Genomic DNA, 23,619 nt, shown 5'->3' with positions numbered 1-23,619 from the left:
AAGCAATGTGGATCGCAGTGTATGGAGAATGGCGCGAGGATGTCGGCTGACTGCCTGTTCTGTCCGAAATTTCACCGCATCCTTATCCGTTGCACCGGGCGCTGAACATCTTTCTCTTCCTGTATGGCGGTCGTCTGCCTTTCTTCCTGCGGCCGGGGCTGTGTCTCTGCCTTTTCCTGTTTCTGCCGTTTGGCCCTGGCCGCCAGTCCCCGCGCCAGGCGCGTATCGCCCTCCATGCCAAAGGCGCAGGCCGTCATGTGTTGCGCATAACGTCGCCAGTCCCGGTCTATCGGTTCGGGCCACGCCTGCGGGGCGCACTGGAAAAGCGTATCTTCGACAACCTCTCGCGGAAAACCGGCCTTCCGCAGTTGCAGGGCGATAGAGGCGTTGAGGCGATCCGGCGTGCTGTCCGGCACATCCTTGAGTATCTGGCGCATGTATGCGGCGTAGGCGGCATGCGGCTCCCGCGTCGGCGTTGCCAGCACGGTGGGCGCGCCGCGAAACTCCTTCGGCAGGGCTTCCAGTGTTCCGTGATAGCGCCAGCGCTCCGCCTGATAGTCCAGCCCTCGCTTTCGCAGCCAGTCTTCAAAACGTGGGCGGCGGCCTGATTTCTTCTTTGGCGTCCGCTGCCGCAACTGGCGCAGTTCCTCCCGCTGTTGCAGCTTGAGAAAATGTCGGGCGATGTTCAGGATGCAGCGAGGATGTCCACAAAGGCGTTCATGTAGCGAGGCTTGCGTTTCGTGATGGCGTTCCTTCATCCGGCTGAAAGCCGAAGCCGTCTCGTCAGGCTCCGTTGTGGCCTCTGCTGTTTCCATTGCCTCGCATTCGGCGCGATATTCCCGCCACAGCTTTTGATTGATGGGACTGACCGGCTCCGGCTTGATTGAGGGAATCACATCCGCAGAGTCGTCTGCCTTGAAATCCCCCAGCTGTTTCTGCAAGTTGCCGAGGCTGAAAGCCCTGTCCACTGAAGACGCCTTGACAGCCACATCGCCAACGAAAATGACCGCGCCGGAACCTTTGCGCTCGAACCGCAGCCCAACAGCGGCCAGATTCGTGTGCAGTGCCTCCCAACTTTTTGCCGTGGCAATGATTTCATGACCACGTTCCTGTGCCACGCGCTGAGCGGATTTTTCACCAGTGGCGCATTCAACGTCCAAGGCCGCCTGCTTCGGTTTGAGAACATTTTTGCGCGGGCGCGCCACCACCTGCCCCGTCTCATCCACCCGATAACGGGCGTTGGCCTCCGGCACCCAGCCCTGCCGGTGCTCCACCAGCGCCACGACCTTGTGCGCGGCCTCGATGTCAAAACCGTTATTGGGGTCGATGACCTTCATGGTGACCGGGTGCATCCGGTTTCCGGCGCGACGATGGCATTTTTCTCCTGTGGAGAAAGACCGGCGCACCATGCCTCGAACGCGGAGTTTTTACGTACATCCCGCGCCTTTTTCAGCCGTTCATCTTCTTCGGCGGCGTCGATTTCCGCCTGTTCCAGCGGCGAGATATAACCCTGCGGCCTGCGGTAATATCCCGTTCGCGCCAGAGAGCTGAAGACCCAGTTGAGCGGATGGGAAACCGGCTCGCCATTTTTGTCGCGCATGGTTCCGTGCTCCAGTTCCCACTCGGCATAGGTCAGCCCCTGCGCCAGATTTCCCGCTCCGATGCCGACCTGAAAAAGGCGGGCGAGAATCTGCCGAATCTGGCAGGTTCCGAACCCGGCTTTCGCCAGATTGGGCCAGTGAAAAGCCACATCTTCTTCACTCAGGGATTCTAGGCGGTGAGAGGCCGTTGGCGCATCCCGCGTTCCGGAAAAGACAGAAAGATTTCTTCTGTCTCTCTTTTCTTCACGAAGAGATGGCGCGGGTTTTATGCCGGAAGCCGCGCCCGGTTCCGTGGACGCCTCCATGCCCGGTTCCATAAAGCATGGCGGCGTGATGTGCGGGCACGGATCCGCCGAAAACGCATAGCGATTGCCTTGCGCCCTGCCTGCGGCGCCCCGGCTGCGGACAAGAAAGCCGCGCCTGCCCAGCCGCTCCAGCGCGCCCCGCACCGCGCCTTCCGTTGCCCCGATGCCGTAGACGCGGGCGATGGCCTCGGCAATTTGCCAATAGGCAATCAACGCCGGCTGCGCCTTGAGCAGGCTCAGGATGGCAATCTGCATTTCGGAAAAACCCAGCGGACAGCGGATATTCCGCAAGACCGTCTTCGCGGGCGGCTCCATGCCTGCGTGGCTGGCCGCATCCGCGCCGGTCTGCATACACGCCCGGCTGCATGGGCGATTCCGCGCCGGGCCTCGTGCCTGGCTCCACAGCGCCATGCCGGGATACGCGGGGGAGTTCGTGCCTGTGTGCATGGCTGGCTCCGCATCACCCCTACGGCAGGGGAACTTCACCGGCAGCCACAAAGGCCATGAGGTCAGAAAGGCGATAACGAACGGCATTGCTGCCCGGCAGCTTGATATAGACGGGCGGCTGCGAATAATAGCGACGCTGCTGCAAGGTGCGGTCGATGAGGCCGAGATAGGCGGCGGCCTGTTTTTCGTTGAGCAGAATGTGGAAGGGATCGTCGGGGAGCTGCGCCAGAGAAACCGATTTCGCAGGGCAAGAGTGTTGACGTTTCATGGTGTGAACCTCCTTTGCGGTTCACACCGTGCGGTTTCTCCCCATTTTTTCCTATCTCAGATACGAAAAGGAACGAAATACGGCGAAAAAAGGCGCGATTCTTATCTGCTACTTTTTGCTTTCCGCTTTTGATTTCGCGCTGTTACGAGTTTTCTTCACACCGCGCAGCCGTGGCAGAAATTTTTCGGCCTCAATGCAGCGGCTGGCGTCCTGATAGTCGGCATACAGGGTGGGCCGGGTCATCGTGACCTCCCGAAAATCATACCAGTCGAGATTCTTGCCCGCGCCGCCCTCCGGAGGCAGCCAGTGGGGATTGTCTTGCGGAAAATGGCGTTCCTCCAGGGCGCGCATGGCTTCGGCCGGTGGGGCGGCGTGTTCCCGGCAATAATCCCAGAGCCAGAGGCCAAGCATCCTGTGCAAAGGCTCGGCCCGTATCCTGCCGCGCTCCTCGTTGAGAGTGGCGCGGTACAGGCGCTGCTCCTCCCGCTGGACAGCGGCAAGACAGTCAGGGGAGCAGAGAGGAAACCAGCGTTTGCCATCGCTGGCCGTCTGCGTCTTGCGCCCTTCCAGCGCGCACCGCGCGGCATCACGCGGGCAGAGCTGAAATCGGCCTTCGTGGTTGACCAGTGGGGCGGGCTTTCCCGCTCCCAATAGTGGAATTGGCCGGAAAGCATGCGCTCCAGAATGAACTCCGAGGTATAGTCCACAATGGGCCACGCCGGAAAATAGCCGAATTTTTCCACTATGGCGTCGATGGCCTGATTGCAGACGGCAAACAGCTCCTGCCCCAAACCATCCCCTGTTTCCAGGCATCCGGTGATGGTCTGGTATTCCTTGAGGTTGGAAACAGGCAGGCACGGCACAATGGAGACGGAACCGGCCCCCTGCAGAAACGGCTCAAGCGCGGCGCGGAGTTTCTGGTACTCCTGATTTCTGTATGTGTATTGCCAGCTCCAGAAGTTGTAGATTTCGCCGGAGAGATGGCGCGAATCCGCCAGAAGGCGTTTTTCGGGAAAAAGCTGGACCGGCTCCGGCTCAGCATCAAAAAGCGCCTGCCAGCAAATCAGGGCGATACTATTGCGGAGCGCCTGATTCTCCCCCGCAAGCAGAGGTTCAAGGCGCTCCAGAGCCGCATGCAGGACGCGGAAATGGAAAAGGCAGGCATAATAGGCGCTTTCCCGCTGGCGGAGGCAGCTCCGATACCTGGCGGAGAGGCGTTCCAGCAGGGATTCAAGAACGGCATTGCTGAAAAAGGACTGCCGGGGTGTGACGGCCTGGATTTGCCGGACAAGATGCGCCGCCGTCTCCCCTTCGCAGAACTGTTCCATGCGCTGAACAAGGCGTTGCTTATCCGCCTCCGTGGGCGGCGAGAGAAAATCCGCCTGTGCGGTCGCCAACGCAGCATTGATGGCCGCGTAGAGGCGCGGGGCATCGTTGGGGAGCGCCTCATGCAGCAGGCGGAGAACGGCCGCCTGAAACGGCAGACGCCACGCGCCCCAGGGGATGACGCCCAGACTCCACAGCAGCTGATCGTTCCAGTACAAGGCTCCGGAAATGCGCCGCACCGCTGAGACGTCCGTCTGCGGCGAAAGAAAGAAGCGCCGCCAGTGCTCCTGAAACACGGCTTCGGACTTATTGCTCATGGCGCAGTTTTCGTTTGCCCTGTTCCGTGGTCCTGTACTTCTGGTTTTTACTGGTGGGACGGTCGGGAATGGTGCGTTCCAGCAAGCCCTGTTCAAGCAGGGGGGTAAGAATTTGCCTGCGGAATTTCGTTCTGTTCGTCCTTTCAGCGCACTCCAGCAATGCATTGATGCCCTGTTCCTGAAGACAGGAACGCAAAATATGAAGCTGTGTATCGTTCAGATATTGTCCGGCTGTCGGTGCTGCGTTCGGACTCTGGCATGCTCCTGACATGCCTCCTTCCGGGTCCCTTCTGGATCCCGTCTGGGTCCCGTCCTGGTCCCATCCTGGTCCCATCCTGCTCAAACTCCGGCACGCTGATGACCATGCGGAACACGTCACCCTCGATAAGCTGAGGGTCGGCCCCACCGTACTTTTTGCCGTACAGCATCATTTTGCGCATTCCGGAACCAAGTTCATCCGCCCGGTCGATTTCTCGAAAAAACGCGCCCAGTACGGGATTTTTGGGATAGGGAACAAAATGGGCCGGGTCGATCGGGCCGAAGCCGTGCGGGCGGCTGGCGTTGTATGTGGTCACTTTGCCGCGCTCGATGATCAGCCGGGCCGGGACGCCGCTGCTGTATTCTCGATGGATGAGGATATTGGATGTCACCTCGCGAAAAATGGCGTCCCGCAGGCTGCGGCGCTCCATGCCTTTAAAAGGGGTCGGGCAGATGTTTCTGGATAAACGCCAGAATACGGTCATAGCTGTCCAGCAGATTGGTACGGATCAGGTCACGGTCGTCATAGCGATCCACATCCACCTTGCGCAGCAGGCAATCCGTGCGGTGTGGCGGACAAACCGTCAGAATCTGGCTGTCCGTGCCGAACAGCATCACCCCGGCAAGGGTGACGCCGCGTTCCCGGCTCTCCGGATCAACCTGCACCAGTTGCGCGCTGTTCAGCAGCTGCCCATCGTCCATATCCACCCAGGGATGATTTTTGCGGTTGATGCGGACATAGCGGCGGCAGCGTTCACGGATAGACCTTATTTTCACTGAAACTGCCCTGCTTGCGCAGATAGAGGTGCGCAACCTGGGTGGTACTGTCGGTAATGTCAAAATCGCCGTCTTCGTTGCGGTCATAAATACGCCCGTTGCAACGGTGCACCTGGGAACTTTCCGGCACATGGACGATCAGCAGGGTTTTGCCGTCCACAGTTGCCGCGTCTATGGACAGATACGCCGGAGGCGTCAGTTTTTGCGGATTGTTGACGGTCGTCACGAAGTCCTTGCGGATCTGATCCAGTGCATGTGAAGCAATACCGCTGATGACGCCGTTATCCTGAACACCCAGGAGCAGAATGCCTCCATGCCGGTTGAGAAACGCGCAGACGCTTTGGTACACGTCACGGTTCAGCTGCTGGCCGCAAGTCTTGAACTCCAGGGAGATTCCTTCTCCCTGAGCAATGAGATCGTGTATCTGCTGTTCGCTCAACATCATGGAGCAAGTCCTTGTTGTGTGGTCTATTGTATCCCCGTACGATGCTGTTTTACCAGACAAAACTCATATCGGGAACACTCGTTTCATCAATGATGATTGGTGCAACTGTATGTGCGGTCGTTCCGCTGGACTTTACCTATGACCAGCATTAAAGGGCAGAGCCTCCATCCTGTCCAGATGTCGCCAGTATCCGGCGCACGCTGCGGTCAAAGTCGGAGGTGATGCGCTGCGTTTTGTTGAAGGCATCGTATTCCGCTTCCGCCTTGTCGATGGCGCGCTGACGTGAAACCTTTCCTTTGTCCGGCAGGATGTCATAGCGGCGGAAGGCGAGAAACTCGTTCACACTGGCGGAAAATTCCTGCATGGTAAAAGTATTTTCCCGCTCAATGAGGTCTTCAATATAGTCAAAATAGCCGGTGACCGCGCGCTCCAGCTGGCGGATCTGCTGTTCGGTCAGGTAATTCTTGGCTACAACCACGTCAGATTTGAGGATGCGACCGTCCGGCGCGTTTTTCCAGGTGGTCAGGCCCATGTGTTCCTTGTGGCGATCCGCACTGGTATAGATGATTTCCGCCGCAGTCTGTCCGGTTATGGCATAGTGAAAGCGGTTTTGCACCATGGCATAAAATTCGTGCGTGAGCGGTGCATCGCGGTCATAGTCCAGACTGCACTCGGCAAAAATGTCGGTTATCTGCTGCCAGATGCGGCGCTCGCTGGCGCGGATGGAGCGGACACGCTCCAGCAGTTCGCGAAAGTAATCCTTGCCAAAGGCCGTGCGCCCCTGCTTGAGGCGCTCGTCATCCAGGGCAAAGCCCTTGACCATGTACTCCTTGAGGACGCCGGTGGCCCAGATGCGAAAGTGGGTCGCCCGGCGAGAATTGACGCGATAGCCTACGGAAATGATGGCGTCGAGGTTGTAGAACAACAATTCCCGTTCTACGCTTCTATTTCCTTCTTTTTGAACTGCTCGAAATTTTCGAGCAGTTGAATCTTCAATTAACTCACCTGTTCTGAAAATTTCCTTCAGATGATAGGTGATGGTATTGCTTTCCACACCAAACAGCTCCGCCATAGCCTTCTGGGTCAGCCAGACGGTTTCATCGCGGATGACGGCGTTGACGGAAATATCCTGCTCGGCGGATCGGTATATCAGAAACGGAAAGGTATCGCTCATGGGGGCTCCTGACAGGGCTTGAGAGAATCATGACGGCTGAACCGAGACTTGGCAAGTAATGCCGTTTCTATCGGCTGTTGTCGGCGTCTCCGTCTGGTTGTACGGAATCCGCCAGAAAGTCCCCTACCAGACTGGCCGAGTTTTTCAGCGCGCTATCCTCCAGATGGGCATAACGTTGCGTCAGGGAGGGGTCTTTGTGCGTCAGCAGCTTCTGTACATGGGAAAGCGGCACGCCATTGGAAACGGCCACACTGGCGAAAGTGTGCCTGAGGCCGTGCAGGGGCCGGAAGTCCGCCGGGAGGTCGGCGGCGCGCTTGATGGCGTTGACCTGTTTGTTGATGTCGGTCATGCGGCTCACGCCGTCCCTGCCGGGGAAGACATAGGCGCTGTCGTTGCCGCCGATTTCGGCCAGCAGTTCGCGTACCGGCTGGGTGAGCGGGATGCGCTCGTCCCGACTGCTCTTGGCTCCTTCCTGCTCCTCGCCCCTGATGGTGATGAAGCCGCGCTCAAAGTCGATGTGCGTCCACTTGAGGCGGAAGAGCTCGCCGCGCCGCATGCCCGTATAATAGGCCATAAGCATGAATTGCCCGGCCTTGCGGTTTCGCGCGTTGCGCGCTGCCTCGATGAAGCGGGCGCGCTGTTCGGCGGTGAGCATTTCTGTCTTGACATTGTTGAGGCGCGGCATCTCGAAATGGAGCTGTGCGGGCGACTGCCAGGGGCATAGCCCTTTTTTGACGCCAAAATTGATGATGCGCCGCAGCAGCTCCAGCACATTCTTGACGGTTCCGGCTTTCTTCCCGGCCTTGGCGAGCCTGAGGCGCAAGGCATCCACGTCATGCGTGCTGATTTCTTCCGGTGTGCGGCCGGCAAAGTCCTGCAGGTAGTTCTTGTAGCGGTTCTCGTCCGTGACAATGCCCTTGAGGTCAGGCTTGTTGGCTTTGTATGCCTCCCAGAGGCGAGCGATGGTCCAGCGCCCGGCAAGAGCGGCTTCCTGCTCGCGGCGGATGCGGCGGCGCTCGGTATTGGGCAGGCTGACGCCGTTGACGCGCTGCTCACGGATTTTGGCGGCCTTGGCGGCGGTCATGCGCTCGGATTCGCGCCCCACCTTTTCCTCAATCTTTTTTCCGTCCAGCCGGTACATGATATAGAAGATCTTGTCAGGCCTGCCGGTGGGAGCCTCATCCCGTCCCTTGGCACGAGGCTTTCCGAGGACAAAAAAGACGCCGATTTTTTCGGTCTGGTGACGCTCAAGTTTAGACATGGCAAGCTCTCCAGGGCGATTTTTCCCCTCTCTATTCCCACCATATTCCCACCACGTCAAGCCGAAAAAGGCCGAAAAACACCGAAAATGACCGTAAGCCCCATCCCAACTTAAATCAATTATTAGTAGTAGTTAGTAGAAAAAAGAAGGGAACCGATAACGGCTCCCTCTGTGCTCATAACCCGAAGGTCGTAGGTTCAAATCCTGCCCCCGCAACCAAAAAAGCCCCCCCCGGCATAGCCGGGGGTTCTTTATATGCGCCTGTAAGGCTCTCTTGCCAGCAGCGCCCTAGCAGGCGCGTGTGCGATCTGACATTTGCATTTCTGTTACCTGCGGCCCGTAAACGGGCTGCCGGGATAAGGTAAACTCAACTGATCCCCTAACTTATCCTGGGCAATTTGCCCCCGGATATACTCCTGAATCTTCTTTTTATTCTTGCCTACTGTATCCACATAATAGCCACAACACCAAAATTCACGATTGCGATATTTGAACTTGAGGTCGCCAAATTGCTCATAAATCATCAAACTACTCTTTCTTTCAGATAGCCCATAAAGCTTGATACGCTCATTTTCGGAGGAATCTCAAGCAACATATGAATATGGTCTGGACAACATTCCGCTTCAACAATGTGTACTGCTTTCCACTCACAAAGTTTTCGCAAAATCTCTCCTATTGCCCGCTTCTTTTCTCCATAAAATACCTGACGGCAATATTTGGGGGCAAAAACGACATGATATTTACAATTCCATTTCGTATGCGCTAAACTTTTTACGTCACTCATTGTGACCTCCTTTTGATTTGTCTTTGGGAAGCAGTTGCCAGACCGCGTTCCCATTATGACAAATCAAAAGGAGTTTTCATAATATATGTATAGCTCTAAGCTTTTTTGAACCTCCCGCCTAGCCGGAGGTTTTCTTTCATACAAAAAGGGCTTACGATAAAAATCGTAAGCCCTTTTGCATAGGCGGGATTTGTTCCCACCACTATTCCCACCAGTTTTTTATTTTTTCTGAAATTGTAACAAGATGCAAGGCAAAAAAATTAGATAAACTATATTCGACAGAAAAAAGCCATGTCTTGATGCGTTCACGGATGCAAATCTCCTTTCCGTAAATGCATTACTGCGGTTTTCTAAAACTAAAGGTGTAAAAAATGATTATTCAAGACCAAAGGAATAGCCCAAGTTTTATTTATCACTATTGTTCTATGGAATCATTTTCTAAAATTATAGAAAATAGAGAGATTTGGGTTACTCCAGCTGTTAAAATGAACGATATCACGGAAGGAAGCTGGATTACCGCACTGCTAAGAAGATATGCACAAGAAAATTTATCGTCTACACAGAAAGACTTAGATTTTGCTAATGCCATACTAGAATTCATTGCAATTAATTCTTATCCTTTATATATGACGTGCTTTTCTCAAAATAAAGATTTATTAAGCCAATGGAGAGGGTATGCAGATGCTGGAAAAGGAATATCAATAGGATTTAAACTAAATTCATTTTCTATTCCAATTATTGATAATAATTGGATTTCAAAATTTCGGCATGGAAAATATTATCTATGTAAAGTTCAATATGTTGACTACAATTATATATATCCATCTATAGATGATATATTTAAAAGATACAAACATACCATAGACAATCTTCATAATATCGCAATACAATTTATTAATATGAGATCTATCCTAAAAAATGATTCTTTCTCTGAAGAACAAGAATGGAGACTTGCAATAGAGCCTCAGTTTTTTAGAAAAAACGATGCTCATGTGTGGGTATCTCAAATAATACCTCTAGAAAATATTAAAACTCGTGTAACTACTAAGGGGTTATCAAAATATCTTTCTTATCCAATTTTAGGAGAAAATCAACCACAAATTGAGGAAGTTGTTTTAGGACCACTCAATCAAACAACAGATGAAGATCTTAGTTTTTTTCTTTATAAGAATAAATTGCCATTTGTAAAAATCAAACGTTCTCGTTCTACTTTTTGTGGATAAGAATATAGTATATTATTTATTAGGATATGCTATTGAACTATTATCTATGACCTGCTGAATATTTTGCATATTTGGTGAGGAATAGAAAAACATGGCAACGTTCAATCAGGGCAAGATCGTCAAGGTTCTGGAAAGCGCCCTCAAGAGGCCGCAGCAGGATTTCATCTGGGAGTTCCTGAAAGCCTACGGCACCTCCGCCGCCACGCTCAAGCGGCTGCGCCTCGGTGACGGGCAGCGCAATGTGGCCTGGCAGGAAGGCGACCTCGGCGTCGCGCAAAAACTCTATTTCCGTGCCGTGCCCATAGGCCACATCAGGAAGCGGAAGTTCTCATTCATGGACGCTCCTCGTGGGGCATACGGAAATCATGGCAAAGGGGGCGCGCCCTGACAAGATGCGCTACCGCTCTTCCCAGGATGCGTCCCACAGAGGAATATCCTACAAATACTCGAACGCATCGCGCATACGCCGCATTTCGGAGAAAGCCGCTTTGACGAGGGATGCTTCGTACCTCCAATGCGAGACGGCTTCGCGTATCTCGGCAAGGCGTTTCTGCGCTTCGCTCTTGCGGAATCGGAAAAACTCGGCAGCCTCCAGCGCATCGCTCACGCTGAAAGCGCTCCTCTCTTCCATGATCGCCGTATGCAGAAACGCCGCCTTTTCCGTGGGATGAGAAGTTTCGAGGTCATACACGGGAGAGAGCCGCCAGCCCAGCGGCTCCCTCAGGAAGCCGTGATTCCGCAAGTGGTCGTCCACATTGTACACACACATATTGAAAACCATGCGCGACCACAACTCATGCAGGTCTTCGGCGGGAGCCGAGCCTTCCGCCTGAAGGACGGAGGCCATATCAACATAACTCATATGCTCGCCGTCCCTGGCCTGGAGCAGGCTCATGGCCGAGATGAACGGAATACGCTCCACGCCCCGGCGGTCGAAGCGCTGCACAAGCAGAACATTCTTCCCCGCCACATTGTGGAGCTGAACTTCTGGAGTCCGGATGCCCGCGCGGCGCGCCAGCTGAAAGGTCACATATTCCCAGAGCGGGATGTCGCGGTCGTCGTTGCGGCTGGGGAACTTGGCAATGAGCAGCTCCCCATTCTTCCCGAGCACAGAAGCCTTGGGGCGCGCGCCGCCAAGCGAGGAGCCGGGGGCGACCAGCACGCGAAGATCGGCATCCGTTTCCGTTCGGGCATCGATATTCCGCGCGGCGTTCAGCAGCCTGGGCAGAGAGACGAGGGGCGGCACGGAATCGGCCCCGGATTCTGCAAGAAAACTCTTGCCGCTATCGGCGGAAAGACGAATGGCCCCTTGCCGGGTAGCATCGTTGACCCCGAGCAAAAAATCGGAGTCCAGCAAGGTGCGCGGCTTGCGGTTTTCCGCTTCGGCCCGCGCGCTTTCCTGTCGGCGCAGCAGCGCCTTGCCCCAGCGGTCGGGCGAACAATCCTGAAAACAGAGGAAAAGTCCTTCGCAGGTTTTGGGGTACGGGTCGAGCGGCAGATCCGGACTCAGGGCAAACGCCTGCGGAGCCTGAAGCCACTCGGGCGCATAGGAAAAGACGGAAGCCAGCTTGCCCCTGATATGGTTCAGCCTGAGTGTGCCCACACGTTGAGGCGTCGTGCGCTGGAGATACACGTTGCAGATGCCGCCCATGTCAGCTCTCCACTTTCGGCAGGCGGGCACGCTTGGGCAGGCGCTCCTCGTCCAGCATCAGGCCAAAAGCATCGTTTTTCTGGTCGAGCAGCTCCGAAAACGGCGTTCCCATGCCCAGAGCATAAATAACGGCTGCAACGTTCCCCACGCTCACTCCGGTTTCGCCTTTCTCGATACTGGCTAGCGTTTTGGTGGATATTCCGGCGCGCTCGGCAACGAGAGCCATGGGGAGCCTGCGCCGCAGCCGCGCGGATCGGATGTCGCTGCCAAATTTTTTAAGGGAACGGGAAACATGGAGATTCGCCATGATGAACTCGAAATATTTTACCTGTTATCCCCAATTAACAAGAAGTTTATTTCGAGTTTTTCTCGGCGTCAAGAGGAGGCGCCGACAACGGGGAAGATTCCTCCGGGCCTTGGGAAATCAGGGCAAAGGGCACACAGGCGGAGACGCGCCGCAGCAGGGCTTCAAGAAAGGCGTTCCTTAAAACGGGTTGCCGGGGCCTGACAGCCTGAATTTGGCAAAAGAAAGAAACGCCGCACTGTTCCTGAAAGACTGTTTTGTGCTTGGTACTCATGGCGCGGTCAGGTGAATGCGGATATCACGCTGCGGACGTATCTGTGCCCCAACCATAGCAGACCTTACTCTTTTATTCCGCCATCTCATCAAAAAAATCAGAGTCCATATGTTTCAGTTCAAGTTTCCTATACCTTCTGACACCGATACCATGCTGTACCATAATCTTAGCCAGTTCATCGCCATCTATCAGCCGCAAGTGCTTATGGCTGCGTTCCGCATATTCACGGGCAGCCTTGGTATATCGGCTTGTGGTCACAAATACCCCTTTAACTATGCCATGCGCGTCCATGGCGCCAGCGAACTCGCGGATTTTATCGGGGCCTATGCCCGAATCCGGGCTATATCTTTTTGCCTGAAGGTAGATTTTGTCCAGGCCAAGCACGTCTTCGGTGATGACGCCGTCTATGGCGCCATCACCTGACCCACCTGTCCTTTTTCCGGAACCACTCGCGCCATAACCAAGTCCGAGCATCAGCTTGACAATCAGCTGTTCAAATTGAGCATCACTCAGAGCCTGGACTCGTTCTTTAATGTCAGATTGCAAGGCATCATTATGATCCTTAAACGCCGCTTCTATACGTTCTTCAGGGGTGCCCTCCTCCACATCGGAAAAATGGGGAGCCCCCTCGGCGTTTTCAGCTTCAGCATGAGAGGTGCTTCCACCACTGAACTGACGAAAGCTTTCTGAGCGAGCTTTTAAAAAATTTTTGTCTATACGTTTCGGATTCTCGGCAAGTACCTTTCGCCCGGCTTCCGTAATGGTGTATACGCCCCGGGATTCCCGCTGCAGAAGCCCTGCTTTGGCAAGATAGGTAAAGGACCATACGACTCTGTTGGCAAGCCGCGTCTGCCTCCCGCTCGGCAACATTTCACGCCTGTCTTCATCGGAAAGACCAAATTCAGCAGTAATGTGTGCAACCGCTTCTGCTGTATTCACAGGCGTAGTTGCCGCCAAACGGAGAACCGGCAGCATGAAGCTTTGAAAGTCAGGGATAGCCATAAGTGACGCACCTCCTCATGATTCATGTTTGGACTTGCCTATGAGGGGAGAAAAAAGGCCCACGCCACACGGACGCCAATATATCTCATGCGGACAGCATGGCAAACAGCGTGAACCCTGACAAGATGGGGCGCCCCTGAAAAACACGACTCAGATACGCGACTTTTGCGACGTGGGGCCGCTGCTCAAATACGCTGCCTCTCCTTTCCTCGAGCTTTTGCCGGGTAACGGAAAAGAGCCGCCAGCCCGGCGATCGAAGCGTTGCACAAAAGGTACCATATTCCCCGAGCAGAAGGAAACGGGCGCGTTCCCCGGCGGGATGCGCTGTCCCGGCTCCGGGATGGCTACAGGTTTTCCAGCAGACGCAGCAGATGCCGGATGTCATCCTCCCCGGGAACAGGGGGCAGGCCCGTCAGGATGCCGAGACCCTCCATGGCGTCGTGAAAGGCTTCCTTTTCCATGTCGGTGGTGACCGCGCTGTGCGCCGTGGCATCGATCATGAGCAGTTGCATCAGCGCGGCGCGCAGTTCCCTGCCCTCCAGGCCGAGGTCCAGGATATACAGGCGGGGGGGATCGGCGCGCAGGGCCTCCTTGCAGGCATCCAGAGAACCGGCGAACGTGACGTCCGCGCCGTGCTCCCTGAAAACGGGGAGGAAAGGTTGCCACTTTGCGCTGTCGGTGGTGACGATGAGGATGGCGCTCCTGGTCATGGCGGCTCCTTGCGGCCCTGGGCGGCGAGGTGTTTTGGGGAAGGGAAAGGGTGGGACGGCGCGAAGGCTTGAGCCGGAACTTCACGGCCCAAGTCTTCGCACTCCCCGCCCCGCGCAGTGTCTGCGCGGCGCCTGGCGTCTGCGTTTGCAAGCTGGCACGGGAGCATCCTGCTGAGGAAAATATCTGTACGCCAGATAGCTTCCTCAGGTCCCGCTGCCGTCATTTCCCCGCAGAGCGGGACAAGCGGCGGGAAAAGCGTGATCTTCCGCCGTATTCCGGCGCGGGCGTCCGCTCCCGCAGCCGCCGGAGCGTTTCCGCGCTTTGATCGCGAAAACGCTCTAGTGCCCGCCGCAGGAGTGTTCGGGCGTGAACGCGGGCAGCCTGCCCTCGATGAAGGCCTGCACCGCCTGCCCCACGGTGGGGAAGTTCCCGGCGAAGTACACTTCCACGCCCGCCTGGTTGAAGCCCATGAGGGGGCGCATGCCCATGCCGCCCGCCAGCAGGACGTTGACGCCCTCTCCGGCCAGATAGTTCACCGGGGCGAGGCAGCCGCCCTGCTGGTGGGCAATGGGGGGCAGGGTACGCACGGCCGTGATCTTGCCGTCTTCCACGTCCGCGATGGTGTAGATCTCGCAATGGCCGAAATGCATGCCCATGCCCGCGTCAAGACCGCCGGGCAGGGCGGAGGGGATGGCGATGATTTTTTTGTCCATGTGGTGATCCTCGAAGGGTTAAAGGTTGGGGGTCTTGCGGGAGTCCGCCCGGGCGGCGAGTCCGTCGATGGTTTTCCAGGCCCCGGCAAGAAGTCCGGCCAGGGGGGAATCCGTTTCCGTCAGGGCCTTGCCCGCAATCATGGCCCGCATCACATCCGGGCTGAACGGCAGTTCCGCGGCGACCGTCCTACCCTTTTCCTCCGCCAGGGCGCGGATGCGCGCCGTTTCGGCGGGATTGAGATCGGCCTTGTTGATGATCAGGGCCACGGGAATGCGAAAATGGTCGCACAATGCGGCCACCCGCTCGAAGTCGTGGACGCCCGATGGCGTCGGCTCCACCACCGCCACGGCCAGCGTCGCGCCGGAGAGGGAGCTGATGACGGGGCAGCCGACCCCGGGCGAACCGTCGCACAGAATGGTCTGTGCCCCGTTTTCGCGCGCGAGTTCCCGCGCCTGCTGCTTGAGCAGGCTGACCAGACGGCCGGAATTTTCCTGCCCCGGATTCAGCAGCGCGTGCGCCATCAGCCCGAAGCGGGTGTCGCTGATGTACCATTCCCCGCATTCGCGCTCGGGGAAGGCGATGGACCCGGCGGGGCAGAGACGGAAGCAGACGCCGCAGCCTTCGCAGCGCAGGGGGTCGATCTCGAAGGCATCGCCTTCCTGCCGCACGGCGCCGAATCTGCACAGCCCGGCGCAGGTGCCGCAGCGGGTGCAGCGTTCGCGGTCGATCACGGCCTCGTTGCCGGAAATGAAGGCCTCCCGGCGACGGGGGACGGGAGCGAGCAGGAGGTGCAGGTCCGGCGCGTCCACATCAAGGTCGCAGATGACCACGCCCTGCCCCGCCCCCCTGGACCCGGCGGACGCCAGATGCGCGAGGGCCGCGCACACGGAGGTTTTTCCCGTGCCGCCCTTGCCGCTGATGACGACGATCTCACGCATGGCGTCCTCCGTGTTCCGCACGGTGCAGCAGGGCCTCGGCCAGCGCGCGGAAGCGCTCCTCCCAGAGGGGGGAGGTCCCGGCAATCAGGCCGCCCGCGGCATACCGTTCCGCCGCCGCGCGGTCAAAGGGCAGTTCGGCCAGCAACGGCAGGCGCCGCTCCGCGCACCAGGCCCGCAGGGCCGCGTCCCCGGACTCGTTGCCCTCCATGCCGGAACGGTTCATGACCACGGCCAGGCGTGCGCCGGTCCGCGCGAATGCCGCGTGGGCCAGCGTGAAATCGTGAATGCCGAACGGCGTGGGTTCCGCCACCAGCACCACCGTGTCCGCCCGTCCGGCCACGGTCATGGCCGGGCAGCTCACGCCGGGAGGGGCGTCGATCAGGGCGTCCTCCCCGGCTTCGGCAGTCATGGTCTCCAGCCGGGCCAGCAGCGCCCGCAGGAGGGGCGGCGTCATGGCCTCGCCGATGCGCGTCCGGCCCATGAGGAAGCGGCCCCGCGCCCCGACGGCGGAGAACGCGCCTTCCTCCAGCACGCCCAGCTCGCGTTTGCCCGTGTCGAGCGCCCCTTCGGGGCAGACCGCGAAGCAGCCGCCGCAGCCGTGGCACATATCGGGGAAAATCAGCACCTTCCTGCCGAAGCGGGCAATGGCCCGGTATTGGCAGATATCCTTGCAGGACCCGCAGCCCGTGCATTTTTCCGCATCCAGCACCGGCACGTCCAGCGTGACGGCGGTTTGCTCCGCAAGGTCGGGCGCAAGAAAAAGGTGCAGGTTGGGTGCTTCCACATCGCAGTCGGCGGCGATGACCGGGCGGGGCCACAGCGCGGCCAGCGAGGCCGTCACCGAGGTCTTGCCCGCTCCGCCCTTGCCGCTGGCGAAGACGATACGCATGGCGTTTCCTTCGGGCTTAATGGTGGCGTCCTTCCTCGTTGGGGGCGTCGGCGGCGGCAACGCGGCCGCTGCGGAACAGCTCCACGGCCTCGCGCACGGTGCGGCCGTCGAGGTTCTGGCAGATCCGGATATCCGCCGCCTTCAGCGCCTCGAAGGCCTTGGGGCCGACATAGCCGCTGAGGACCACCTCCGCCCCGGCATCGGCAACGCGCTGTGCCGTTTCGATGCCCGCGCCCTGCGCCAGCACCTGGGAGGAACCGTTGTCCAGATAGGTGGCGTCCAGCGTTGCGGGATCCACGAGAACGAAACCCGCGGCCCGGCCGAAACGCGGGTCGACCATGGCGTCGAGTCCGGGGCCTTCGCTGGAGACTGCGATCTTCATGTTCCTATGCTCCTTGGGAAAAATGGTGTCACGCGGACGAAAGCGCACGTTCGCGCTTTCCGCGATACGCAGGGCGTGCCCATGCACCAGGGCTTCGGCCACGGCCCGCCGGGCTTCGGTCAGGACACGGCCGAAAGTGTGCCGGGAAACGCCCATGACTTCCGCCCCCCGTTCCGCGGTCATGCCTTCAAGATCGGCAAGGCGCATGGCCTCCAGACCGTCCACGGGCAGATCGACCGCGGGCAGGTCGCGCATGATCTCGCCGCAGGGCTTGAACAGGCGCACGCGGGGGTCGCGTTCGATGAAGCGGCAGCATCTCGGTCTGGGCATGGGTCTCCCGGGCGCGGGGCGGACGGATGAAAAGGAATATCCGTCCGGCCTGTTTCGCTCATTTGAGCATAATACCTCTGCCGCAAAAAGCAAGCCCTCGGTCAAAATTTGCCCCCCGGCCACCCCGGGCACCAGGAGCGGGCCGCCCGGCGCGCGCCCGGCAGGCCGTTTCAAGGAATTTCTCGACAGCGGCGGCATCCTTCCGTAGCCTGCCCGCAAGCCAACAGAAAAACGCCGGGCGCCCGCAGCGCGCGGCGTCCGCACCCCTGCCCCGGAGGCCCGCAATGCCCGAAGCCCGCACCAGCTCGCAACGCCTCGATCCCGTCACTCCTCATGCCATGCTGACCGCGCCGCATTATCTTGCCACGCAGGCGGGCATCGCGCTCCTCAGGCGGGGCGGCACGGCCATCGATGCGGCCATCGGCGCGGCGGCCGTGCTGTCGGTGGTCTATCCGCACATGTGCTCCATCGGCGGCGACAATTTCTGGCTCATCTACGGGGCGCGGGCGGGGGGCGAACTGAAGGGACTGAACGCCTGCGGCAGGGCCGGGTCCAGGGCGGACAGGGATTTTTATGCGTCGGCCGGCATGCCGGCTGTCCCCGCGCGGGGCTATGGCGCGGCGGTCACGGTGCCGGGCGCCGTCTCCGGCTGGGACGCGGCCTTCCGCTACAGTCGGGAGCGGCTGCGCTCGCCGCTTGCCTGGGCGGAGCTTTTTGAGGATGCCATCGACTATGCGGAACACGGCTTTCCCGTGAGCGCGAACCTTGAGGCATGCCTGACGGCGGCACTGGACGCCACGGATGCCGAATATCAGAATCTGCAGCGCTTTTCCGGCTTTCGGGAGGTTTTCGCCGCTGACGGCGCGCCCCGGCGGGCCGGGACCCTCCTGCGCCAGCCGGACCTGGCCGCCACCCTGCGCGCCATCGCCGCCCACGGCGCGGAAGCCTTCTACACGGGCGCCATCGGCGCGGCCATGGCCGAAGAGCTGGCGGCCAACGGTTCGCCGCTCACGCGGGAGGATCTCCTGCGCCACCGCCCCGTCTGGGTGGAACCGCTGACGACCCGCTACCGCGACTGTACGGCCTGCAACCTGCCGCCCAATACCCAGGGGCTGACGTCGCTCCAGATCCTCAATATCCTTGACAGGTTCGACCCCGGAAGCATCGAGGAAGGCTCCGCCGACTACTACCATCTGCTGCTGGAGGCGGCCAAGCGCGCCATCCGCGACCGCGACCGCCACATCACGGACCCGGACTTCGTGCCGGTGCCCGTGGAGCGCCTGCTCTCGGCCGCCTATGCGGACGCCATGCGCGCCGACATCAGGATGGACGCGGCCGCGCCCCCGCCGGACGGACGGAGCCACGGCGGCGACACGGTCTGGCTGGGCGTCGTGGACCGGCACGGCAATGCCGTCTCCCTGATCCAGAGCATCTACCATCCCTTCGGGTCGGGCATCATCCCCCGGGGCACGGGCGTCATCCTCCAGAACCGGGGCTGCGCGTTCAGCCTCGACCCCGGCCATGTGAACCGTCTGGAGCCGGGCAAGCGCACTTTCCACACGCTCAACCCGGCCATGCTCCTCAAGGGGGGCAGGCCCTTCCTCGTTTATGGCACCATGGGCGGCGAAGGCCAGCCGCAGACCCAATCCGCCCTGGTGACGCGCATCGTGGACTACGGCATGCCGCCGCAGGACGCCGTGGCCGCGCCCCGCTGGCTCTTCGGCAGGACCTGGGGCAGCGTCAGCGGCAAGGTGCGGCTGGAAGACAGGATCCCCGCCGCCGTCATCGCCGACCTGCGCGCCCGGGGGCATGACATCGAAGTGGTGGGACCCTGGTCGGAGACCATGGGCCATGCGGGCGCCATCCTGGTGGATGCCGAAAACGGCACCCTGCGGGGCGCGGCAGACCCGCGCGGGGACGGTCTGGCCGCGGGGTATTAGCGGTAGCGGGAGTTGGGCCATGGAGGGTGGAGTATGCCGCGATTCTCCGTCAAAAACAGCCTTTTTCGCGCTGGCGGCGTTACTGTGCGATTTTTGTCGGTCATGTACCTGAGTACACTCCCTCCAAAAATCGCCCATTTCCTTGCCAGCGCAAAAAAATCTTATTTTTTAGGATTCTTGCGGCGACAGCCCCCGCCCTGCGCTCCGCTCCGGGCGGCGAGCGGAAAAGTGTCTCTTCTCCACCGACACATGAAAATGAAAAGAACATGGTGCTCTTTTTATTTTTAATGGGCTGTTTTTGACGGAGAGTTGCGTCAGTACACAACCGGCACATCCCAAACCCGCAGCATTAATGACCCTCCCCCCCTCAGGGCAGCTCCACCGGCGCCAGCCGCCAGATGCCCTCCGGGCAGACCGCCGCGCACAGCCCGCAGCCGATGCAGCGGCGTTCCGCCACCGACAGCGGAAACCCGGCGACATCGCCAGCGCCCGAGGCTTCCGGGGCGCCCGTTCCCGCGGCCTCGCGCCGCCGAAGGGCCGCGCGCGGGCAGGCGCGCACGCACTGCCAGCAGCGGCGGCATTTCCCGGCCGCAGGGTCCGGCCACGGCGCGCGCAGGCGCCCGGGCCCGGTTGCCACCACTTCCGCCACGCCGCCGTCATCGGGCAGCACGTCACCGAAAAGGCCCCCTTCCGGCCATGCGCGGGCGTGAAATTCCCGCACTCCCGGGCGTTGGGCGCGCGCGCCCCGCGCCGCCTCCGCGTGTCCCGCGCGGGCGGCGGGCACGATTTTCCGCCATTCCTCCCAGCGGCCGAGCGGTTCCAGAAGCTCGGGCCGCCCGATGGCGCCGAGAAATCCCGCCATGCCGCCGCCCAGCCATTCCCTGTCCCCGGCGTCCAGGGGCAGCAGGCGCACCTCGGGCGGCAATTGCGGACAGGCGCCGCGCACATAGACGACGCCGCCCACCATGCCCACGCACGGGCGTTCGCCCAGGGTCGCCGCGCCGCCGGGTCCCGACGCGCGATCATGGCCGCAGACCACGGCCTTTCCGCCGCCCATGAACTCGAAGGCGAAGCTGCCCACGCTGCCGAGCACCCAGAGTTCCGGCGGCTCATGGAGCGGATCGTGCTTCATGAGCGAACCGGTGCGCGCCCCGGCGCGGCCCCCCACATGGATCCTGCCGGCGGCGGCGCAATGGCCGGTGGTGTCCCCGGCGTCGCCAAGCACGGTGATATGCCCGCCCGCGTTGAGCCAGCCCACATCGGCGGGCGCGGGTCCGCGCACCAGGATCTCGGTGCCGGGCAGGGCCATGGAGCCGACGCGCTGACCCGGATTTGCGATCTCGAAGCGAAGCGTCCTGCCCTGGGCGTTCCAGAGCGGGCCGCCGATGTCGTGCTGGCCGGAAGCCGCGATGCTGAACTCCGTTTCGCCCGCTTCCACCGCGCTTCTGATACGCAGCAAAAGCTCGCGGGTGGACATGCGCTCGTGGCCGTGGACCGTTGAAAGACGAAGCATGGTGCCCTCGGTGTTTGGTGTCAGCAGGCGTAGGCAATGCCGAGCCGTTCGGCCACGTCCCTGCGTGTGGCTACCAGGGCGTCGGCCCTGCCCACGGGCAGGGAGCTGTTGCCCACCGGCGCCAGGAGTTTCCGCAATTCCGCGTCAAAGGCGAGCATGTAGTCCACAATGGCCTGCGCGCCCCTGTCCACGTCCAGGCGGCGCACCAGGCGCTCGTCCTGGGTGCAGATGCCCATGGGGCAGCGCCCGGTATTGCAGGCATTGCAGCGGCCGTGCTCGTTGCCCACGCAGCCGAGGAGCTGCAGCAACAGCCGCCCCAGCACCACGCCGTCGGCGCCCAGACAGACGAGCTTGAAGGCGTCCGCCGCCGCGTCGCCGTTCATGCCCACGCCGCCGCCCGCCCAGAGCGGGATGCGGCCCTGAAGCCCCTGGGCCGCGGCCGCGCGGTAACAGTCGCGCACCACGGAAACGACGGGGTGCCCGGTATGCTCCAGTGACACGGCATAGGCCGCGCCAGTGCCGCCGAGCATGCCGTCCAGAAAGAACCCGCCGCAGATGTGGTACGGGTCGCGGAGCAGGTTGTTGTAAACGGCCACGGAAGTTGCCGAGGCCGCGCACTTGACCGCCACGGGCACGCGGAAGCCGAAGGCCGCGTTCATGGAAAGGTGCATCTTCTGCACCGCTTCCTCGATGGAATACAGGCCCTGATGGTTGGGCGGCGAGTGCAGGGTGGCGCGGGGCACGCCCCGGATGGCCTGGATATGCGGCGCCACCTTGGCCGCCGGCAAAAGGCCCCCGTCGCCGGGCTTGGCGCCCTGCCCCACCTTGATGAGCACGGCCGCCGGATCGGCCCTCATGCGCGGCAGGCACCCGATGATGCGGTTCCAGCCGAAGTGGCCGGAGGCGATCTGGAGGATCATGTAGCGCAGGCGTTCGGATTCGAGCAGCCGCGTGGGCACGCCGCCCTCGCCCGACGACATGCGGACGGGCAGGCCGCACTCCTCGTTGAGCCAGGCAACGGCCAGAACCAGCGCCTCCCACGCCCGGGTGGAGAGCGCGCCGATGCTCATGTCGCTGAAAATGACGGGATAGATCCAGCGCACGGGCGGCGTTTCCCCGGCCAGGACAAGGCGCCCCCCCTGCGCGCGCAACGGCAGCTCCCCGGGCCGGAGCAGCCGCCCCAGCGGGGAGCGCAGCTCAAACGTGTGCCGTTCCGAATCCAGGGCCGGGTCCGTCATCTGGCTGATGCGGCCGATGACGATGGCATCCAGCGTGCGCTCGCGCGCGGGGGCCTCCACCACGCTGCGGCCGCCCCGGCCGCCCCGGCGCGCGGGCAGCCCGGCAGTCCTGCCGAGGAGCGGCCAGCGGTTGTCCGCAGAGCGCTCGGGCCGGATGGCCTGCGCCGGGCAGACTTTTTCGCACATGCCGCAGCCCGTGCAGGCATGGACCGCGTCCGCCTTCTGGACGATGACCGGTCTCGGCGGCTGCGGGCGCCGGGCGCGCTCGTCGGCGCCGGCGCCGCGCGGCGGCAGGGCCGCCTCGAGGGCCCCGAAGGTGCAGGCGGCCACGCAGGACCCGCACAGGACGCAACGGCCGGGATCATGCCGGACCATCCACGGCAGGTCGCCCACGGAGGGCGCCTGCGCCAGGACCGGGGGGCGGTTCACTGAAGCCATCGCTGCATCTCCAGTCCGTTGTCCACCACCAGCAGCTCCCGCTCGCCGGGATAGACGTCGCGCGCCTTGTCGCGCTGCGGCAGGATGGCGTTGAGTCCGCAGACCTCCGAAGCCATGGCGACCATGTCCGCATCGCCGCCCACCACCAGCGGGCGCAGCTTCTTGGCGTCGCAACAGGCGAGCATGCGGCCGTCGGGCAAAAGGCCGATGACGGCGTTGGGACCGTTGATCTCCAGCTGGGCCAGGGATTCGCGGATCAGGCCCAGCACATCGCCGTCCTCCCTGCCCGCGGCTTCGGCGGCGGGCAGGGGCGTGAGCACATGCTTGTAGTAGATGAGCGGCCAGCCCAGTTCCCGCAGCACATAGTGCAGGGTGTAGAGCAGGCACTGGGAGTCGGACTCGAAGCCCGCGTAGCCCCGGTGCAGGGATCGCAGAAACTCGCGGTTGCGGGTGAACATGGTGTTCTCGCCGTTGGCGCAGAGTGTGTGCCCCTGCAGGAAGAAGGGATGCGCCGCGTAGCGCACGATGCCGTAATTGGTGTTCTGGCGGCACTGGGCCACGATATTGCGGGCCACGAGGCGGCCGTCGTCCTCCCAGAGGCGGAAATAGGCGGCAATGTCCGCCGGATCGCCGATCTCCTTGAGCGTGAGCACATCGGGCCAGAACGAATAGACATAGCCCGCGTCGTGCGCCTCCAGCAGACGGCGCAGGGCCAGGCGCGTGTCGAGCAGCAGCTCTTCCCGCTCGCGCCGGCCGCGCCGGCGGAAGGCTTCGGGATAGTCGTAGTTGCTGAACACATAACGCGGCATGGCCGCCATGTTCAATCCGGGGCGGGCGTCCACCTCCGGCACCCACTGGGCCACCTGCACGAAGCCCAGGGAAGCCATGTGGTCGCTCACCAGTTGCAGCCCCTGCGCCGTGCAGGCGAGCGAGAGCAGGGGCATCTCCTTGTAATGGCCGAACACGCCTTCCAGATCCTGCATGACCAAGGCAAAGCCGGAGTTGTCATGCCCTTCCTGCTGCGGCAGCATGAGCCGGAGCGCCAGCGACGGGGGCGCCGCCTCCCGGCACTTGATGGAGCCTATCCTGCACATTTTCGTTCTCCACGC

Annotated in this window: 26 protein-coding genes and 1 pseudogene; 5 read left to right on the top strand and 22 right to left on the bottom strand. The window is 60.8% G+C overall.

What is annotated here, in order from left to right; all coding sequences use genetic code 11:
• Window positions 1-71: 71 nt before the first annotated feature.
• The 4 genes from QZ294_RS07180 to QZ294_RS07165 all read right to left on the bottom strand — a co-directional run bounded on the left by QZ294_RS07180 (window position 72) and on the right by QZ294_RS07165 (window position 3,272).
• The gene (locus QZ294_RS07180; RefSeq protein ID WP_297048406.1) at window positions 72-1,337 is read right to left on the bottom strand and encodes a hypothetical protein; all 1,266 of its coding nucleotides are present in this window, start codon (window positions 1,335-1,337) and stop codon (window positions 72-74) included.
• A complete protein-coding gene (locus QZ294_RS07175; protein ID WP_297048404.1) occupies window positions 1,334-1,906 on the bottom strand; it encodes a hypothetical protein in 573 nt (190 codons plus the stop codon). Before QZ294_RS07175 ends, QZ294_RS07180 begins: the two co-directional genes overlap by 4 nt.
• 466 nt (window positions 1,907-2,372) lie before the next feature.
• Window positions 2,373-2,621: a hypothetical protein gene (locus tag QZ294_RS07170; RefSeq protein WP_297048403.1), complete on the bottom strand. Its 249-nt coding sequence runs from the start codon at window positions 2,619-2,621 to the stop codon at window positions 2,373-2,375.
• Window positions 2,622-2,729: 108 nt separating this feature from the next.
• On the bottom strand, window positions 2,730-3,272 hold the full coding sequence (locus QZ294_RS07165) for a hypothetical protein (protein WP_297048401.1): 543 nt from the start codon (window positions 3,270-3,272) through the stop codon (window positions 2,730-2,732).
• An 8-nt stretch (window positions 3,273-3,280) separates the two neighbouring features.
• Here QZ294_RS07165 and QZ294_RS07160 point away from each other — a divergent pair, with 8 nt between their 5' ends.
• Window positions 3,281-4,192 (top strand): hypothetical protein, encoded by a 912-nt coding sequence (locus QZ294_RS07160; protein WP_297048399.1) that lies wholly within the window; start codon window positions 3,281-3,283, stop codon window positions 4,190-4,192.
• 61 nt (window positions 4,193-4,253) lie between these two features.
• Here QZ294_RS07160 and QZ294_RS11010 read toward each other — a convergent pair whose 3' ends face one another.
• The 7 genes and pseudogenes from QZ294_RS11010 to tnpA all read right to left on the bottom strand — a co-directional run bounded on the left by QZ294_RS11010 (window position 4,254) and on the right by tnpA (window position 8,963).
• Complete coding sequence (locus QZ294_RS11010) at window positions 4,254-4,424, bottom strand: Fic family protein (RefSeq protein ID WP_366140549.1); 171 nt, start codon at window positions 4,422-4,424, stop codon at window positions 4,254-4,256.
• Window positions 4,408-5,007 carry a hypothetical protein gene (locus tag QZ294_RS07155; protein ID WP_297048397.1) on the bottom strand — a complete coding sequence of 200 codons (600 nt, stop codon included), beginning with the start codon at window positions 5,005-5,007 and terminating at the stop codon, window positions 4,408-4,410. The genes QZ294_RS11010 and QZ294_RS07155 overlap by 17 nt, the downstream gene beginning before the upstream one ends.
• Window positions 4,958-5,299 (bottom strand): hypothetical protein, encoded by a 342-nt coding sequence (locus QZ294_RS07150; RefSeq protein WP_297048395.1) that lies wholly within the window; start codon window positions 5,297-5,299, stop codon window positions 4,958-4,960. Before QZ294_RS07150 ends, QZ294_RS07155 begins: the two co-directional genes overlap by 50 nt.
• On the bottom strand, window positions 5,277-5,744 hold the full coding sequence (locus tag QZ294_RS07145; protein ID WP_297048394.1) for an RNA-binding domain-containing protein: 468 nt from the start codon (window positions 5,742-5,744) through the stop codon (window positions 5,277-5,279). Before QZ294_RS07145 ends, QZ294_RS07150 begins: the two co-directional genes overlap by 23 nt.
• Window positions 5,745-5,892: 148 nt before the next feature.
• Window positions 5,893-6,918 (bottom strand): virulence RhuM family protein, encoded by a 1,026-nt coding sequence (locus QZ294_RS07140; RefSeq protein WP_297048392.1) that lies wholly within the window; start codon window positions 6,916-6,918, stop codon window positions 5,893-5,895.
• A 67-nt stretch (window positions 6,919-6,985) separates the two neighbouring features.
• Complete coding sequence (locus tag QZ294_RS07135; protein ID WP_297048390.1) at window positions 6,986-8,179, bottom strand: site-specific integrase; 1,194 nt, start codon at window positions 8,177-8,179, stop codon at window positions 6,986-6,988.
• Window positions 8,180-8,505: 326 nt separating this feature from the next.
• Window positions 8,506-8,963, bottom strand: a pseudogene (tnpA, locus tag QZ294_RS07130) (IS200/IS605 family transposase).
• Window positions 8,964-9,334: 371 nt separating this feature from the next.
• Here tnpA and QZ294_RS07125 point away from each other — a divergent pair.
• Both QZ294_RS07125 and QZ294_RS07120 read left to right on the top strand, forming a co-directional pair.
• On the top strand, window positions 9,335-10,186 hold the full coding sequence (locus QZ294_RS07125; protein ID WP_297048388.1) for a DUF2971 domain-containing protein: 852 nt from the start codon (window positions 9,335-9,337) through the stop codon (window positions 10,184-10,186).
• Between the two features lie 91 nt (window positions 10,187-10,277).
• Window positions 10,278-10,574, top strand: a complete 297-nt coding sequence (locus QZ294_RS07120; protein WP_297048386.1) for a hypothetical protein — start codon at window positions 10,278-10,280, stop codon at window positions 10,572-10,574.
• Window positions 10,575-10,622: 48 nt separating this feature from the next.
• Here the strand turns inward: QZ294_RS07120 and QZ294_RS07115 are convergent, their stop codons facing one another.
• From QZ294_RS07115 to QZ294_RS07080, 8 genes are all read right to left on the bottom strand, one after another.
• Window positions 10,623-11,837, bottom strand: coding sequence for a type II toxin-antitoxin system HipA family toxin (locus tag QZ294_RS07115; protein WP_297048384.1), 1,215 nt, complete (start codon window positions 11,835-11,837; stop codon window positions 10,623-10,625).
• 1 nt (window position 11,838) lies between these two features.
• Complete coding sequence (locus QZ294_RS07110) at window positions 11,839-12,144, bottom strand: helix-turn-helix domain-containing protein (protein ID WP_297048382.1); 306 nt, start codon at window positions 12,142-12,144, stop codon at window positions 11,839-11,841.
• Window positions 12,145-12,487: 343 nt separating this feature from the next.
• Window positions 12,488-13,417, bottom strand: a complete 930-nt coding sequence (locus tag QZ294_RS07105; RefSeq protein ID WP_297048380.1) for a restriction endonuclease — start codon at window positions 13,415-13,417, stop codon at window positions 12,488-12,490.
• 344 nt (window positions 13,418-13,761) lie between these two features.
• The gene (locus QZ294_RS07100) at window positions 13,762-14,127 is read right to left on the bottom strand and encodes a hypothetical protein (protein ID WP_297048378.1); all 366 of its coding nucleotides are present in this window, start codon (window positions 14,125-14,127) and stop codon (window positions 13,762-13,764) included.
• Between the two features lie 339 nt (window positions 14,128-14,466).
• On the bottom strand, window positions 14,467-14,841 hold the full coding sequence (locus QZ294_RS07095; RefSeq protein ID WP_297048375.1) for a NifB/NifX family molybdenum-iron cluster-binding protein: 375 nt from the start codon (window positions 14,839-14,841) through the stop codon (window positions 14,467-14,469).
• An 18-nt stretch (window positions 14,842-14,859) separates the two neighbouring features.
• On the bottom strand, window positions 14,860-15,780 hold the full coding sequence (locus QZ294_RS07090) for an ATP-binding protein (RefSeq protein WP_297048373.1): 921 nt from the start codon (window positions 15,778-15,780) through the stop codon (window positions 14,860-14,862).
• Window positions 15,773-16,669: an ATP-binding protein gene (locus tag QZ294_RS07085; RefSeq protein WP_297048371.1), complete on the bottom strand. Its 897-nt coding sequence runs from the start codon at window positions 16,667-16,669 to the stop codon at window positions 15,773-15,775. The genes QZ294_RS07090 and QZ294_RS07085 overlap by 8 nt, the downstream gene beginning before the upstream one ends.
• Before the next feature lie 16 nt (window positions 16,670-16,685).
• Window positions 16,686-17,381, bottom strand: a complete 696-nt coding sequence (locus tag QZ294_RS07080) for a DUF134 domain-containing protein (protein WP_297048369.1) — start codon at window positions 17,379-17,381, stop codon at window positions 16,686-16,688.
• Between the two features lie 284 nt (window positions 17,382-17,665).
• Here QZ294_RS07080 and ggt point away from each other — a divergent pair, with 284 nt between their 5' ends.
• Together ggt and QZ294_RS07070 are read left to right on the top strand one after the other, a co-directional pair.
• Window positions 17,666-19,321 carry a gamma-glutamyltransferase gene (gene ggt, locus QZ294_RS07075; protein ID WP_297048367.1) on the top strand — a complete coding sequence of 552 codons (1,656 nt, stop codon included), beginning with the start codon at window positions 17,666-17,668 and terminating at the stop codon, window positions 19,319-19,321.
• Window positions 19,322-19,347: 26 nt separating this feature from the next.
• Complete coding sequence (locus QZ294_RS07070) at window positions 19,348-19,623, top strand: hypothetical protein (RefSeq protein WP_297048365.1); 276 nt, start codon at window positions 19,348-19,350, stop codon at window positions 19,621-19,623.
• Between the two features lie 65 nt (window positions 19,624-19,688).
• On the opposite strand, the gene QZ294_RS07065 is transcribed toward QZ294_RS07070, so the two are convergent.
• The 3 genes from QZ294_RS07065 to QZ294_RS07055 are packed head-to-tail and all read right to left on the bottom strand — an operon-like array spanning window position 19,689 to window position 23,604.
• Window positions 19,689-20,834 carry a 4Fe-4S dicluster domain-containing protein gene (locus QZ294_RS07065; protein WP_297048363.1) on the bottom strand — a complete coding sequence of 382 codons (1,146 nt, stop codon included), beginning with the start codon at window positions 20,832-20,834 and terminating at the stop codon, window positions 19,689-19,691.
• A gap of 20 nt (window positions 20,835-20,854) precedes the next feature.
• Entirely contained in the window at window positions 20,855-22,510 is a 1,656-nt protein-coding gene (locus QZ294_RS07060) for a glutamate synthase-related protein (protein ID WP_297048362.1), read from the bottom strand.
• Window positions 22,498-23,604, bottom strand: coding sequence for a glutamate synthase (locus QZ294_RS07055; protein ID WP_297048360.1), 1,107 nt, complete (start codon window positions 23,602-23,604; stop codon window positions 22,498-22,500). Before QZ294_RS07055 ends, QZ294_RS07060 begins: the two co-directional genes overlap by 13 nt.
• Window positions 23,605-23,619 lie beyond the last annotated feature (15 nt).

The sequence above is a fragment of the uncultured Desulfovibrio sp. genome (assembly GCF_910584445.1).
Classification (GTDB): domain Bacteria; phylum Desulfobacterota; class Desulfovibrionia; order Desulfovibrionales; family Desulfovibrionaceae; genus Desulfovibrio.
Note: the sequence above shows the minus strand (reverse complement) of the source record. Positions and strands in the feature narration are given on the sequence as shown.

Coding starts and splice junctions, on each gene's coding strand:
- QZ294_RS07180 (WP_297048406.1), bottom strand. CDS start 1,337: ATGAAGGTCATCGACCCCAATAACGGTTTTGACATCGAGGCCGCGCAC.
- QZ294_RS07175 (WP_297048404.1), bottom strand. CDS start 1,906: ATGGAGGCGTCCACGGAACCGGGCGCGGCTTCCGGCATAAAACCCGCG.
- QZ294_RS07170 (WP_297048403.1), bottom strand. CDS start 2,621: ATGAAACGTCAACACTCTTGCCCTGCGAAATCGGTTTCTCTGGCGCAG.
- QZ294_RS07155 (WP_297048397.1), bottom strand. CDS start 5,007: ATGACCGTATTCTGGCGTTTATCCAGAAACATCTGCCCGACCCCTTTT.
- QZ294_RS07145 (WP_297048394.1), bottom strand. CDS start 5,744: ATGATGTTGAGCGAACAGCAGATACACGATCTCATTGCTCAGGGAGAA.
- QZ294_RS07140 (WP_297048392.1), bottom strand. CDS start 6,918: ATGAGCGATACCTTTCCGTTTCTGATATACCGATCCGCCGAGCAGGAT.
- QZ294_RS07135 (WP_297048390.1), bottom strand. CDS start 8,179: ATGTCTAAACTTGAGCGTCACCAGACCGAAAAAATCGGCGTCTTTTTT.
- QZ294_RS07125 (WP_297048388.1), top strand. CDS start 9,335: ATGATTATTCAAGACCAAAGGAATAGCCCAAGTTTTATTTATCACTAT.
- QZ294_RS07120 (WP_297048386.1), top strand. CDS start 10,278: ATGGCAACGTTCAATCAGGGCAAGATCGTCAAGGTTCTGGAAAGCGCC.
- QZ294_RS07115 (WP_297048384.1), bottom strand. CDS start 11,837: ATGGGCGGCATCTGCAACGTGTATCTCCAGCGCACGACGCCTCAACGT.
- QZ294_RS07110 (WP_297048382.1), bottom strand. CDS start 12,144: ATGGCGAATCTCCATGTTTCCCGTTCCCTTAAAAAATTTGGCAGCGAC.
- QZ294_RS07105 (WP_297048380.1), bottom strand. CDS start 13,417: ATGGCTATCCCTGACTTTCAAAGCTTCATGCTGCCGGTTCTCCGTTTG.
- QZ294_RS07100 (WP_297048378.1), bottom strand. CDS start 14,127: ATGACCAGGAGCGCCATCCTCATCGTCACCACCGACAGCGCAAAGTGG.
- QZ294_RS07095 (WP_297048375.1), bottom strand. CDS start 14,841: ATGGACAAAAAAATCATCGCCATCCCCTCCGCCCTGCCCGGCGGTCTT.
- QZ294_RS07090 (WP_297048373.1), bottom strand. CDS start 15,780: ATGCGTGAGATCGTCGTCATCAGCGGCAAGGGCGGCACGGGAAAAACC.
- QZ294_RS07085 (WP_297048371.1), bottom strand. CDS start 16,669: ATGCGTATCGTCTTCGCCAGCGGCAAGGGCGGAGCGGGCAAGACCTCG.
- QZ294_RS07080 (WP_297048369.1), bottom strand. CDS start 17,381: ATGCCCAGACCGAGATGCTGCCGCTTCATCGAACGCGACCCCCGCGTG.
- ggt (WP_297048367.1), top strand. CDS start 17,666: ATGCCCGAAGCCCGCACCAGCTCGCAACGCCTCGATCCCGTCACTCCT.
- QZ294_RS07065 (WP_297048363.1), bottom strand. CDS start 20,834: ATGCTTCGTCTTTCAACGGTCCACGGCCACGAGCGCATGTCCACCCGC.
- QZ294_RS07060 (WP_297048362.1), bottom strand. CDS start 22,510: ATGGCTTCAGTGAACCGCCCCCCGGTCCTGGCGCAGGCGCCCTCCGTG.
- QZ294_RS07055 (WP_297048360.1), bottom strand. CDS start 23,604: ATGTGCAGGATAGGCTCCATCAAGTGCCGGGAGGCGGCGCCCCCGTCG.